Origin of the sequence: Methylobacterium sp. 092160098-2, from assembly GCF_028920805.1 — a bacterium.
Classification (GTDB): domain Bacteria; phylum Pseudomonadota; class Alphaproteobacteria; order Rhizobiales; family Beijerinckiaceae; genus Methylobacterium; species Methylobacterium fujisawaense.
On sequence record NZ_JAQPZJ010000001.1, the window covers coordinates 990,535 to 1,004,010 of the forward strand.

The 13,476-nt window shown below is 70.1% G+C and carries 12 protein-coding genes; 8 read left to right on the top strand and 4 right to left on the bottom strand.

The window, feature by feature from the left end; genetic code table 11:
- Positions 1 to 26: 26 nt before the first annotated feature.
- The 8 genes from PQI07_RS04585 to PQI07_RS04620 all read left to right on the top strand — a co-directional run bounded on the left by PQI07_RS04585 (position 27) and on the right by PQI07_RS04620 (position 10,110).
- Entirely contained in the window at positions 27 to 1,409 is a 1,383-nt protein-coding gene (locus tag PQI07_RS04585; RefSeq protein WP_274926149.1) for a PepSY-associated TM helix domain-containing protein, read from the top strand.
- Between the two features lie 19 nt (positions 1,410 to 1,428).
- Positions 1,429 to 1,824, top strand: coding sequence for a DUF2946 domain-containing protein (locus PQI07_RS04590; protein WP_274926150.1), 396 nt, complete (start codon positions 1,429 to 1,431; stop codon positions 1,822 to 1,824).
- A 57-nt stretch (positions 1,825 to 1,881) separates the two neighbouring features.
- Entirely contained in the window at positions 1,882 to 4,191 is a 2,310-nt protein-coding gene (locus PQI07_RS04595; protein ID WP_274926151.1) for a TonB-dependent receptor family protein, read from the top strand.
- A gap of 139 nt (positions 4,192 to 4,330) precedes the next feature.
- Positions 4,331 to 5,302 (top strand): ABC transporter substrate-binding protein, encoded by a 972-nt coding sequence (locus tag PQI07_RS04600; RefSeq protein WP_274926152.1) that lies wholly within the window; start codon positions 4,331 to 4,333, stop codon positions 5,300 to 5,302.
- Positions 5,303 to 5,349: 47 nt separating this feature from the next.
- On the top strand, positions 5,350 to 7,326 hold the full coding sequence (locus tag PQI07_RS04605; protein ID WP_274926153.1) for a sensor histidine kinase: 1,977 nt from the start codon (positions 5,350 to 5,352) through the stop codon (positions 7,324 to 7,326).
- Positions 7,323 to 7,721, top strand: coding sequence for a response regulator (locus tag PQI07_RS04610; protein ID WP_043760537.1), 399 nt, complete (start codon positions 7,323 to 7,325; stop codon positions 7,719 to 7,721). The genes PQI07_RS04605 and PQI07_RS04610 overlap by 4 nt, the downstream gene beginning before the upstream one ends.
- Positions 7,718 to 8,983 (top strand): adenylate/guanylate cyclase domain-containing protein, encoded by a 1,266-nt coding sequence (locus PQI07_RS04615; protein ID WP_043760534.1) that lies wholly within the window; start codon positions 7,718 to 7,720, stop codon positions 8,981 to 8,983. The genes PQI07_RS04610 and PQI07_RS04615 overlap by 4 nt, the downstream gene beginning before the upstream one ends.
- A gap of 140 nt (positions 8,984 to 9,123) precedes the next feature.
- On the top strand, positions 9,124 to 10,110 hold the full coding sequence (locus PQI07_RS04620) for an ABC transporter substrate-binding protein (RefSeq protein ID WP_043345432.1): 987 nt from the start codon (positions 9,124 to 9,126) through the stop codon (positions 10,108 to 10,110).
- A 63-nt stretch (positions 10,111 to 10,173) separates the two neighbouring features.
- Here the strand turns inward: PQI07_RS04620 and PQI07_RS04625 are convergent, their stop codons facing one another.
- The 4 genes from PQI07_RS04625 to PQI07_RS04640 form a co-directional block, all read right to left on the bottom strand.
- A complete protein-coding gene (locus PQI07_RS04625) occupies positions 10,174 to 10,650 on the bottom strand; it encodes a YidB family protein (RefSeq protein ID WP_075381458.1) in 477 nt (158 codons plus the stop codon).
- Between the two features lie 64 nt (positions 10,651 to 10,714).
- A complete protein-coding gene (locus PQI07_RS04630) occupies positions 10,715 to 12,130 on the bottom strand; it encodes a TAXI family TRAP transporter solute-binding subunit (protein WP_043345428.1) in 1,416 nt (471 codons plus the stop codon).
- A 95-nt stretch (positions 12,131 to 12,225) separates the two neighbouring features.
- The gene (locus tag PQI07_RS04635) at positions 12,226 to 12,429 is read right to left on the bottom strand and encodes a CsbD family protein (RefSeq protein WP_043350217.1); all 204 of its coding nucleotides are present in this window, start codon (positions 12,427 to 12,429) and stop codon (positions 12,226 to 12,228) included.
- A 106-nt stretch (positions 12,430 to 12,535) separates the two neighbouring features.
- Positions 12,536 to 13,459 (bottom strand): hypothetical protein, encoded by a 924-nt coding sequence (locus PQI07_RS04640; protein WP_043350219.1) that lies wholly within the window; start codon positions 13,457 to 13,459, stop codon positions 12,536 to 12,538.
- Between the last annotated feature and the right edge of the window lie 17 nt (positions 13,460 to 13,476).

A 13,476-nucleotide genomic window follows, 5' to 3' on the forward strand; every position in this document is an offset into this window, starting at 1 on the left:
GATCGCTCAGGCCCGGACCTCTCCTCATGTCGATTGTTCTGCACGGCAGCGCCCCCGCGTACGGGGCGACTGCTACTGGACGACTGTCCAGCGACGCCTTCTACCGGGCCGTCTGGCGCTGGCACTTCTACGCGGGCCTTCTGTGCCTGCCCTTCCTGATCAGCCTGTCGGCGACCGGCGCGCTCTACCTGTTCAAGGATGAGATCAACGGCAGCCTGTTCGCGTACCGGACCAAGGTCGCCCCCCAGGCGATGGCGCCGCTCGGCCCGGATCGCCTGATCTTCAATGCGCTGCAGACGGTGCCGGACGGCGCGCCCGTCACCTACGTCGATCCCGCCGCCCCGGACGCCGCCGCGCGCGTAACGGTCGCGGTGGGCGATCGCCGCATCCACGTCTACCTGAACCCCTACACCGGCGACGTGCTCGACCGCGTCGGCTCCGATCGCGAGTTCATGGCGGTGGTTCGGGGGCTGCACAGCCTCGCCCTGCTCGGCTCGCTGGCGAATGCCGTGATCGAGATCGTCGCGGGCTTCGCGGTCATCCTGGTGGTGACGGGCACGTATCTCTGGTGGCCCCGCGGGCGGAGCGGCGGCGTCGTCACCGTTCGCGCCACGCCCCGCCGGCGCGTGTGGTGGCGCGATCTCCACGCCGTCACCGGATTCGTGGCCGGCGGCGGTCTGCTCTTCCTCGCGCTCACCGGGTTGCCTTGGTCGATCTGGTGGGGGCAGCAGCTCCGCGCATGGTCGAATGCCGCCGGCCTCGGCCAACCGGCCGCGCTCTGGGCGAACCGGCCGGTCTCCACGATACCCCTGCGCGACAGGCTCGAGGATGCGGGCTGGACCCTGCAGGACGCGCCCATACCGCGCTCTGCACCGCCTGCCGCAGCGGGCGCGGGCATTGGAATCGACGAGGCCGTCGCAAGTCTCGGACGCATGGGGATGCCCCACGGCTTCGAGCTGGCGCTGCCCGTCGGCGCCGACGGGGTCTACGCCGCCGCCATCTACCCGCGCGACGTCACCCGGCAGCGGGTGATCACCCTCGACCAGTATTCCGGGCGGCCGCTGGTCGACGTCCGCTTCGCCGATCTCGGCCCGGTCGGCCGGGCGATCCAATACGGCATCGGGATCCACAAGGGTGAGCATTGGGGCCGCGCGAACCAGTTCGCGATGCTGGCCTTCTGCCTCGCCACCATCCTGCTCGCCGTGACGGCCGGAACGATGTGGTGGAAGCGGCGCCCGGCCGGCAGCCTCGGGGTGCCGCCGTGGCCGCCTAACCGGCGGGTGCGGGTCACCGTGACCCTGATGATCCTCGGGCTCGGGATCCTCTTCCCGCTGACCGGCCTCGCGATCGCCGGGATGCTCGGTCTCGATCTCGGCGTGGATCGGCTCCGAAGGCGCGGGATGAGCTGATCCGGAGCGGACGGGCGCCATGCCCGTGCGGACCCGTTCTCGTCTGACGCGCCGGCGCCCGGGCCTTCTGGGTGCGGGGCTGATCGTGTGCGCGCTCTGGATCCAGGCGCTGGCACCGGCCGTGGCCATCCGGATGGCGCAGGCGCCGTGGGCGCTGCCCGGCCAGATCCTGTGCGGGCATGGGCCGGATCAGGCGACGGAAGTCGCCATCGGTCCGCATGCGCCGGCACTGACGGGCTGCGGCCTCTGCGGGCTGTGTCGGGCCGGCGCCGTCCCGCCGCTTCTTCCGACGGTGGTCGGCCTCGCCCGTCGCCTGCGCTGGCATGCGGTGACGTGGCCGATCCCGCCCCCAAAGCCCATCGTCTCGGTCCACCGCATCCCCGGCCAACCGCGAGGGCCGCCCCGTTTCGCCTGATCGCCTGCCCATGCCCGCGGCCCCGCCGCTTGCCCCACCGATCAGACGAGTCCTCCGATGCCCCCCGACCAGACCGCCTTGCGCGGCCGCGCCCTCGCGCTTCTGCTTGCCGGTACCCCCCTCCCCGCCCTCGGCCAGACCGCGGTGACGCTGGACGAACTCTCCGTGGAGGGCGAAGCGGCGCGGTCTGCGGGCCGGACCACGGCCCCGCCTTTCGGCGTGGCCGCGCCCCCCGGCGCAGCCCCCTCGGTCATCGAGCATCCGGTGGGCGAGATCGTCACTGGCATCGGCCGGGACGGCACCATCGCGAACCGGCCGGCGACCAGCATCGGATCGGTCCTGGTGAACAGCCCGGGCGTCACGGTCCGGCAGGGCAATGGCGGCCGGGACGTGGTGATCTCGATCCGCGGCAACAACGCCCGCTCCACCGGCGTGATCAAGAACACCGTCGTTCTGGAGGACGGCTTCATCCTGACCCAACCGGACGGGGCGTCGCGCTTCGACCTCACGGACCCGCGGGCCTACAGCCGGATCGACGTGTTCCGCGGGCCGCAATCGCCCCTCTTCGGAAATTACGCCACCGGGGGCGCGCTCGCGTTCCGGACGCGGACCGGGCGGGAGATCGACGGCTACGAGATCGGGGTGGATGCCGGCAGCTTCGGCTACCTCAGCAATTACTTTACCGTCGGAGGCGTCAGCGGTCCGTTCGAGATCAGCCTGTTCGCGAGCGACGTCCGCGCCAACGGCTATCAGGACCATGCGAGCTATGACACGCAGACCATCAATCTGCTCGCGAGCTACACCCCAACCCCGGACAACCGCTTCACCCTCAAGGTGATCAACAACACCCTCGACGCCAACCTTCCCGCCCGCTCGTCCCTGGCCCAGTACCGGATCAACCCGTACCAGCGCGGCTGCGCCGCCGCCGCAAGCGCGGCGGCCGGCTGCACCACCTTCAACCTGTTCCGGAACGGAGCCTTCGGCGCGACCGTGCCGGTGACGGCGGATGAAGGCGGCTTCGGGCGCAACGACCGCCGGACCATCGTGGCGGCCCGCTGGGAGCACGACATCGACGCCTTCACCACGTGGCGCACGCAGCTCGGCTTCGACGAGCGCAACTTCGATCAGCCCTTCTACCAGACATCGTCGCGGGGCTCGTATCCGTCCTGGAATTTCCTGACGGACCTGACCCGGCGGGGGGATCTGTTCGGTCTGCCGGCGACCGGCTACGTCGCGCTGGCCTACAACGCGATCGACAACCACATCACGACGTTCAACCGGGCGCCCTATGACGGCCCGCGCCTGGGGGCGCTGATCGGCGATCAGACGGCGGTGCAGTCGAATCTCGGCGGCCGGGCGCGGCTCGAACTCGCCCTGTCGGACCAATGGACCGGCGTTCTCGGCCTCAGCGCCGAGAGCACCTCCATCACCGGCCGCAACCTGGCCTACAGCTACGCGGCGAGCGGCGCGACGCGGACAGTGGCGGACGCGAACCGCTCCTTTCTCAACGTCGCCCCGGAACTGGCGCTGGTCTACCGGCCGGATCCGGCCTGGGCGCTGCGCGGCCGGGTTGCCACCGGCTATACGACGCCGGCCGCGAGCAACCTGTTCATCACCCCAGCCGGACTTCCGGGCAACAACACCCAGCTCCAGACGCAGGAAAATCTGGGCTTCGATCTCGGCGCAGAGTGGAGTCCGGTGACGGATCTTCGCTTCAGCGTCACCGGCTTCTACGAGTTCTTCCGCAACGAGCTGGTCACGCAATCGCCGGGGGCGGGCCTCCTCGCCTACACGTTCAACGCGCCCGCCTCGGAGCATCGGGGGATCGAGGTCGGCGCCGACTGGGCCTTCGCGCCCGGCTGGCGCGGAACCCTGGCCTACACGTTCGACGACCAGATCTACACCCGCTACACCGAGCAGCTCAGCGCGGGCAGCCTGACCCGTCGGTTCGACCGGGCGGGGAACCGGATCCCCGGCGTTCCGGCCCACCAGCTGCTGGCCCGCCTGGGCTACGACGTGCCGAGCGGGCCGCTCGCCGGTCTCGGAGCCTTCGTGGAGACGGTGGTTCAGGGCGACTTCTACCTCGACAATGCCAATTCGCTGAAGGCGCCGGGCTATGCGATCGTCAACGCCAACCTGCACTACGCCACGGACCTGACCGGCGGATACGCCAAGCGGCTCAGCGTCTACCTCGAAGTGCGCAACCTGTTCGATACGACCTACGTGGCCTCCGCGCAGAATCTCGCCAACGGGATCAGCGCCACGACCGGCCTCCAAAACGGGGCGGCGGTGCTGGCGACGACGACCGGCTCGATCTTCGCGGGGGCTCCACGGAACATCGTCGGCGGGATGCGGCTGGCATTTTGAGCGTTGCCGGCGGGCCGGCGCGTGGTGTCAATGCCGAGCTTGCACTATGCTCCGGCGATCGATCGCGGGGGCCGGGCCGATGCGCGCGGTCCGGGCCGCGCGGCGCGGGCCGTGGGCGGAGACTTGGCGCGATGGTCGGATGAGGCGGCGCACCGTAATCGCTGGATTGGCGCTGGCCGGATGGCCACGCATCGCCGGAGCGCAGACGCAGGCCCACGTGGCGGCGCTCTGGCCGTTCACGGAAAGCGATGACGAAGGTCGCGCGCTCGCGGAGGCGTTCAATGCCGCCCTGCGCGACCAGGGGCATCCGGATCAGCCCGTCGATCACCGCTGGGGCGGTGCCGACCCCGAGCGGACGCGGATCCTGGCGACCGAACTCGTCGCCGCAAGGCCGCCGGTCATCTTCGCTTATCTGAATGCGCAACTCTCGGCCGTCGCGACGGCGACCCGAACGATTCCGATCGTGTTCGTCGGCGCCTCCGATCCGGTCGGGTTCGGTTACGTGGAGAGCCTCCAACGCCCGGGGGGCAACATCACGGGCTTCACCCTCTACGAGGCGCCCCTGGGTGGAAAATGGGTGGCGGCCCTTAAGGAAGCCGTGCCGAGCATCCGACGCGTCACGCTCCTGTCGAATCCGAGCACCGAGATCCGGGGCAAGAACCTCTACGCCGAGCCGTTCCGCAGCACCGCGGCCGCGCTGGGAATCGAACCCACGGTCGTAAAGGTCGAGAAGACTGCCGACATCGATCCTGTCGTCGCAGATCTCGCGCGACTGGGGCACGGGGGGCTGATCGTCGCGCCCGGGACATTCAGCGAGGCCAACGGCGATCGCATCGTCGCGCTGACGACGCGCAACACGATCCCGACGGTCTTCGCCATCCGGCGCTTCGCCTATCGCGGCGGCCTGATGTCGTACGGTCCCGATCCGACCGAGGCGGTCCGTCGGGCGGCGGCCTATGTCGGTCGCATTCTCCGCGGCGAGAACCCGGCAACCCTGCCCGTCCAGGCGCCCACGAAGTTCGACTTCATCGTGAACCTCAAATCCGCGCGCGGCATGGGCGTGGACATCTCGTCGGCGCTCCTCGCCCAAGCCGATGAGATCGTCGAGTGACGGCGCTTCCCCCACCGACCGGAGATACGGTCCCGCGGTGGCTCCGCGTGCCGCTGTCGGTCAAGTTCGCGGTGGCCTTCGTGGGCCTCGTCAGCTTGGTCCTGCTCATCAACGGGGCCGTCGACCTGACCCTGAACTATCAGGACGCCAAGCGGACGGCGATCGAGACGCAGCGCACCAAGGCGCGGGCGGCCGCGGAACGCGTCGATGCCTTCCTGTCCGGAATCGAGAGCCAGATCGGCTGGACGACCCGCGCCGAGTGGCGGCGGATCCCCCCCGAGCAGCAGCGTTACGACTTCATCCGCCTGCTGCGCCAGGCGCCGGCGATCACGGAGGTCGCCTATCTCGATCCGGCCGGAAAGGAACAGCTGCGGGTGTCGCGGCTCGAACCCGACGCCGTAGGCAGCGGCAAGGATTTCTCGACCTCTCCGCGGTTCACCCAGGCCCTCGCCCAGAAGACCTGGTTCGGCCCGGTCTATTTCCGGCGCGGTTCCGAGCCTTACATGACGGTCTCGGTCGCCCATGCCGGCCGCGACCCGGGCGTGACCGTCGCGGAAGTCAATCTGAAGCTGATCTGGGATGTGGTCAGCGCGATCAACGTCGGTGAGCACGGCTACGCCTTCGTGACGACCGCGACCGGACGCCTGATCGCGCACCCGGATCTGAGTCTGGTCCTGCGTGACACCGACCTGTCCGGTCTGTCGGAAGTCGCGGCGGCGCTGCCCGGATCCCGGATGGCGGGACAGGATTACGAGATCACCACCGGCCTCGACGGCGGCTGGGTGCTGGCGGCCCATGCCACCATCCCGCGGGTCGACTGGATCGTGTTCGTGCAGGAATCGCTGCGCGACGCGATGGGGCCGGCTCTGGAATCCGTCATCCAGACCACCTCCCTGATGGGCCTCGGCGTGCTGCTGGCGGCCGTGGCGGGGACCTTCCTGGCGCGGCGCATGGTCGTTCCCATCCGACAGCTGGAGGATGGTGCAGAACGCTTCGGATCCGGAGACCTCTCGGAACGCATCGTGATCCGCACCGGCGACGAGATCGAGACCCTTGCGCACCGGTTCAACACGATGGCAGGCCGCGTCCAGGAATCCTACGAGACCCTGGAAGCCAAGGTCGAGGAGCGAACCCGCGACCTCAATCAATCACTCGATGACCTTCAGAGAGCCCAGAGCCGTCTCGTGCAATCGGAGAAGCTCGCGTCCCTGGGCCAACTCACCGCCGGCATCGCCCACGAGATCAAGAATCCGCTGAACTTCGTCAACAACTTCGCATCGCTCTCGAACGAGCTGGTGGAGGAGTTGCGGGACGTGCTCGAACCCGCCTCGCTCGATCCGAGCACGCGGGAGGAGGTCGAGGAGATCACCGGCCTTCTCAAGGGCAATCTCGAAAAGGTCGTCCAGCACGGCAAGCGTGCCGATTCGATCGTCAAGAATATGCTGCTGCACTCGCGCACTGGGTCCGGGGAGCATCGCCCGGTGGACGTCAACGCTCTGGTCGAGGAGAGCCTGAATCTTGCCTATCACGGAGCCCGTGCGGCGAAACCCAGCTTCAACGTGACCCTCGTGCGCGATTACGATCCGGCCGCCGGCACGGCCGACCTCTTTCCCCAGGAGATCACCCGGGTCCTCCTCAACCTGATGTCGAACGGATTCTACGCCACCGAGAAGAAGGCCGACGGCGCGGAGCCGGGCTACGAACCGACGCTGTCGATCGCCACCCGGGATCGGGGCGACAGCATCGAGATCCGCGTGCGCGACAACGGCACCGGTATCCCCGACAGCGTCAAGGCCAAGATGTTCGATCCGTTCTTCACCACGAAGCCGGCCGGCGAGGGAACGGGGCTCGGGCTCTCGTTGAGCCACGACATCCTCGTCAAGCAACACGGCGGGACGGTGGACGTCGCCACGGAGCCGGGCGCCTTCACCGAGTTCACCATCACCCTGCCGCGCCAGAGCGTCACGACGACCGCGCCCGCTGCGCCTCCACAGCCGGCGACCGAGACCGAGAGCCAGCCATGAACGTCCTGATCCTCGTCGTCGATGACGAACCCGACGTGACCGACCTGTTCCGGCAGCAGTTCCGCCGCGAGCTGCGCGCCGGACGGTTCGCGATGGGCTTCGCGCATTCGGCGGCGGAGGCCCTGGACCGGATCAACGGGTCCAACGATCCGAGCCTGATTCTGATGCTCTCCGACATCAACATGCCCGGGATGACCGGCCTCGAATTGCTGCCGCGGGTGCGCGCCGCCCGGCCCGACGTGCCGGTGATCATGATCACGGCCTACGGCGATGCCGAAACGCGCGAGAAGGTCATCGCCGCCGGCGCGGTGGGCCTGATCACCAAGCCGATCGATTTCCCCGTCCTGAAGGCCGAGATCGACCGCCGCCTCTCCGCGCTCTCGGGGGCCGAATGACCCCCGGCATGCCGAGCGCCAAGATCCTCGTCGTCGATGACGAGCCGGATCTCGAGGCGCTGATCACCCAGAAGTTCCGCCGCCAGATCCGCCAGGGCCTCGTCACGTTCCTGTTCGCCCATGACGGACAGGAGGCCCTGGACCGCCTCTCGGACAACCGCGACGTCGATCTGGTCGTGTCCGACATCAACATGCCGCGCATGGACGGGCTGACGCTGCTCGCCAAGCTGCAGGACCTTGCCGAGCGCCCCTCGACCATCATCGTCTCGGCCTATGGCGACATGGCGAACATCCGCACGGCGATGAACCGGGGTGCCTTCGACTTCCTGACGAAGCCGATCGACTTCGTGGATCTCGAGACGACGATCGAGCGGACGCTGAGGCATGTCGAGGCTCTGCGCGAGGGGCGGCGGCGGCAATCGCTGGCCGAGCGGGCGCATGCCTCTCTGGCCCGGTACTTCTCGCCCAACCTCGCCGAGCGGCTCGCCGGCGACGCATCGGGTCTGGAACTCGGCGGCCACCGGCGCGACGTGGCCTCCCTGTTCACCGACATCGCCGGCTTCACCAGCCTGGTGGAGAGCCTCGACCCGGCGCAGCTCGCCGAGATCCTCAACGGCTACTTCGCCGAGATGACCGACGTGGTCTTCGCCCACGAGGGGACGGTGGCCAAGATCGTCGGCGACGCCCTGCACGTGCTGTTCGGGGCGCCGGGGGACCAACCGGACCACGCGGCCCGGGCGGTGGATTGCGCGCTGGCCCTCGACCAGGTGGCCGAGGGGTTCCGCGCGCGCTGGCGGGAGCGGGGGATCGAGATCGGCGTGACGCGGATCGGCGTCCATGCCGGGCCGGCGATCGTGGGCAATTTCGGCGGCGGCCGATACTTCGACTACACGGCCTACGGCGACACCATCAACACGGCGGCACGCCTGGAGAACGCCAACAAGGCGTTCGGAACGCGGATCTGCGTCAGCGAGGCCGTGGTGATCCGGGCCGGGCAGTTCCGCGGCCGGCCCCTCGGCGACCTCCTCCTGCGCGGCAAGCAGACGGCCCTGCGCGCCTACGAACCCCTGACGGAGGCGGTCTACGGCGACGCGCCGCTCGCCCAGTATCAGGACGCCTACGCGAAGCTTGATGCCGGGGAGGCCGGCGCCCTCGCGGCCTTCGCGGCCCTGGTCGGGCTGCGTCCCGACGACGGGGTCGCGGCCTTCCACCTGAAGCGCCTCCTGAACGGCGGCAGCGGCAGCCGGGTCGAGGTCCGCTGAGTTCCGCGCCCCGCCGGGATCCCCATCGGCAACCGCGATAGCCCCGCCTTAAGGCAGCGCCTATTACCATCCCCGGGCGCGCGATCGGACCCCCTCCCGATCGGCGCGGCTCGGAACGGGTGAAGGCGGGAGACCGGCGCATGAGACGGCGCGACGTCATCGCGGGCCTCGGCGGCGCGGCCGCGTGGCCGGCCCTCGCCGCCGGGCCGGCGAAGGGTCAGCGTCGCCTGGGGATCCTGCTGGTCTACGGCGAAGCGCATCCCGACAGTCCCGTCATCGTCGACACGCTCAAGGAGAGCCTCAATCGGGCCGGCTGGATCTGGGGCCAGAACCTCGCCGTCGACCTGCAGTACGGCAACGGCGAAGCCGAGCGGATGCGCGGTCAGGCCGAGGAGATTCTGGCGCGCAAGCCCGACGTGGTGCTCGCGCAGGGCGTCGTCGGCGCGACGGCGCTCCAGCGGGCGACCACGACGGTTCCGGTCGTCTTCATGATGCTGCAGGATCCGGTCGGCGGCGGCTTCGTATCTAACCTGTCGCGGCCCGGCGGCAACCTGACCGGCTTCACCAATTTCGACTTCATTCTCGTCGGCAAGTGGCTGCAACTCCTGAAGGAACTCAGTCCCGGCGTCACGCGGGCCCTCGCCCTGATTAACCCGGATTACCGGGCGCGCCTCGCAGGCTACACGGCCGAGATGGCCCGGATCGGCCCCGAACTCGGGATCGACGCCCGGATCGCCGGCGTGCACGACGCCGCCGAGATCGAGGCGGCGATCACCGGCTTCGCCGCCCAGCCGAAGGGCGGCCTCATCGCGCTGCCGGACGCGGTGACCGGCGTGTACAGCCAGCGGATCGTCGATCTGGCGGCCGCCTACCGTCTCCCGGCCGTCTACGCCTATGCGGCGCCGGTCCGCCTCGGTGGCCTCGCCGCCTACACGACCAGCGTCGAGCAGGATGTGCAGCGGGCGGCGGGCTACCTCGACCGGATCTTGCGCGGCGCGGTGGTCGGCGACCTGCCGGTGCAGGCGAGCGAGCGCTTCATCACCCTGCTCAACCTGAAGACGGCCGCCACCCTGGGTCTGACCATCTCGCCCTCGCTGATGGCGAAGGTGGACGAGTTGGTCGAGTAGCGGCTGCCGGAATCGTCGGCGGAGGTCCTCGCGGCGTCGCCGCGACGACCTCCGCGAAGCGGATCAGCTGAAGGCCGGCAGTCGTCCGTCGGGCGAGTAGCGATCGATGGCCGAGGGCAGGTCGCGCGAGAGGCGCTCCAACAGTTCGCTCTTGCTCAGGCCCGTACGCTGCTCCAGGGCCGCCAACGTGTCCGGCCCGATGGCGCGCTCCAGATCCGCGGCCGGGATGTCGCGGTTCGGGCCGTGATTGATCCAGGACTGCGCCGTCTCGGCATGGCCGCCCTTGGTGAAATGATCGACCAGCTCGGTCAGGCCGCCGGCGATGAGGCCGCCGACGCCCCCCGCGCTGGCGCCGCCGAGGAGGCGATCCAGGTTCGCCGGAATCGTCGACCCCGTCGCGGGCGGGACCTGCGGTGCCGGCGACCGCGCCGGATCCTTGGCGTGGCCGCCGAGCCACTCGGCGATCCGGTCGCGGTTCTGGTAGCCGGCCACCGCCAGCAGCCCCAGCAGGGCGGTCATCGAGGGATATCCCTTACTCATGGCGTCGTCCTTCCTTGGTGCGGGCCGAAGCCCGGGTGGTACGGCGGTGGGCCGCCGCATCGGGTCATGCCGGCGTCTGGGCCGCGTCTGCCGCGACGGCTCTGCCGGCCAGGCCCAAGCCGTCATCCGCGCTCCGGCCAGCCGTGATGGCGCGCTTCACCGTCGAACGGGCCGCGTCGATGGCGATGGTCGCCGCCGACATCGTCCGGGCCTCGGTCGGGCGCTCCAGGGCATGCTTGGCGATGTCGCCCGCGAGATCGTCGATCTCCCGGGCCAGGATCTCGAGACGTCCGGAATCCGGCGTCTCCTGCGCCTCCTGACGGATCTGCAGCAGGCGGTCGGTCGCCTCCTCGACGCGCTCGCGGCGCAGGCGCGACAGGCGCTGGCCGATCCACGCGAGCGCCGAACCGATGCCGCCGCCCAGGAAGGCAAGCAGGTAGATCCAGGTCTCATAGCGCTCGATGAAGCTCTGCTGCTCGCGCTCGTAATAGTCGACGGCGCCGGGATGGATGGGCAGCCTCGCGCTGGTCGCGCCGACGGTGCCGTCATAGGCGGGGGCCTGAACGTAGTCGGCGGCCGGCGTAACGTTCGCCATCGCGCTGCGCAGCTCGAACAGGTGCTGCGTGACGTCGGCCGCCACGGAGCGTGCGAGGCTCGACCGCGCCATCAGCCGGTACGAAGCGCCGACCGTGTGAACGTCGTCGGCCGGCACCTTGGGGCTGCCGCCGAAGGTCTCGGCCGGCATGGTGACCACCTGCAGACGCGGCAGCCGGGCGACGATCGCCTCGGCATTCTCGACATCCACGAAGGAGATCTTGCGGTTGCGGCTGGCCGCCTGGACGAGGCCGACGATCCGCTGGGCCGTCGGCGCGGTCGGCGCGATGACCGAGATCACTGCGTCGACCCGCTTGCGGGCGAAGGCCGCGCCTAGGTCGCTCTCAGCCATCTCGACCAGGGCGACGTGGCGCGGCGGCAGACCGCCTTCCGGCTCGGTGGTGACCAGCGTCAAACCATAGTGATCCAGCATGGCGCGGATGAGCGCCTCGTCGGCGTCCCGATGGGCCAGGATCGCGAGGCGCTTGCGATCGAGATCGGGGAAGCGGTCGATCCCGGCGGCTTCCGGCGAGGCGATAATCATCGCCTGGTCGCGTAGGATCGCCAACGTCAGGCCGTTGTCAGGGAGTTCGACGTCCGGGCGTACGATCGCCAGATCGACCCGCCCGTCACGCAGCGCCTCGGCACTGTCGCGCACGTCGTCGAAGGGTATGATCTTGAGGCGAATCTCCTTGTGGCGCTTGGCCAGGGCATCCGCGTAGGCCTGGATCAGCGCCGGCTCCGTCCCGTCCTTGGGAGCGACCGCGATGGTCAGGACGGTGGCGCGCGACACCCAGTAGGCCACGCCGGCGCCGACGCTCAGCAGGATGGCGAGCACCAGGAAGACGAATTCCTGACGCAGGAAGAGGCTGGCGAAGTGCCGCATCGGCTCTGCTCCCGCGCGTTGAGCGGTTCGGCCCGGCACCGTACCGGACATGGGCCGAGGGGCGGCGCCGGTGGCCCGGCGCCGCGGGATGAGGATCAGTGCTTGCCGGTGATCTTGTCGGCGAGGGTCTTGGCGCCGTCCTTGACGTCGCCGACGGTCTTCTGGGCCTCGCCCTTCAGCTCCTGCGCCTTGCCCTCGGCCACCAGCTTGTCGTTGCCCGTGGCCTTGCCGGCCGCCTGCTTGACGTTGCCGACCGCCTCGTTGGCCAGGCCCTTGATCTTGTCGGTGGTGCTGCTCATCGCGTGTGCTCCGTGCGGTTGGAGGGGGGTCGGGGATCCCGGCCGGGCGCGTTCCGCCCGCCGGGGATGGGCGGCGCCCGCATGGAGGCGCGGGCGCCGAGGGCGGTCAGACGCGCCGGGTCTCGTAGGCGCCGAGCAGGGTCGCGGGCTTCGGCGCGCCCAGGCGGCCGCCGAGGAAGGCCGCCAGGGCCCCCAGGATCAGCGCCAGCGCCGCGTAGAAGGCGCCCTGCGTGGCCGCCGACTTGGCCGTCACGGCCGCGGCCTCGGCCTTCTGCTTGGCGGTGGCCACCGCCTGGTCGTACTGCGTCTCGTAGTCCTGGATCTGCTGGCGGGCCTGATCGACCGGGATGTTCTGCGCCTTGGCCAGGGCGTCGGCCGCGCGGGCCTCGGCCTGCTGCTTCTGCGACGCGTCACCCGTGAACAGCGCCTTGATCGCCGCCACCGCCGCGTCGCGGGCCGCCTGCGGATCCTGGCCGGCGGTCTGCTGGCGGACCTTCTGCTCGATGCCGTCCAGCGGGTTCGAGATCTTCGCCAGCGACGGCGCCGCCGCCTGGGCCGCCGTCTGCACGGTGCCGCCCACGAGGTTGCCGGCGCCGCCCAGCGCGCCCGAGACGGTGCTCAGCGTGCCGCCGACCAGGCCGCTGGCGGCCGAGGTCAGCAGGTAGAGCACGACCAGCGTCGTCACCGCCCAGGAGACGAGACCGTGCAGGGCGGCGGCGCCCGGCAGGGGCTTGCCCGAGAGCCGGCCCGCGATCAGGCCGCCGGCCAGCGAGGCGACGATGCCCGAGGCCACGAACCAGATGCCGGCGCCCATCGAGGCGGTGGAGGCGGAGGGATTGTCGGCCGCCGTCGTGCCCACCGAGGCCAGGCCCACCCCGACGCCGACGAGGTTCACGATCACCTGGGTGACCAGGGCGGTGACGGCGCCGGCGAAGATCGCCCCCCAGGACACTTGGTTGAGCAGGACGGCACGCGTGTCGGCGTGCGCGTCCGGCGCGAGGGGCGTTGCTACGGTCTGGATGGTGGTCACGCTGTCACTCCGGTGGT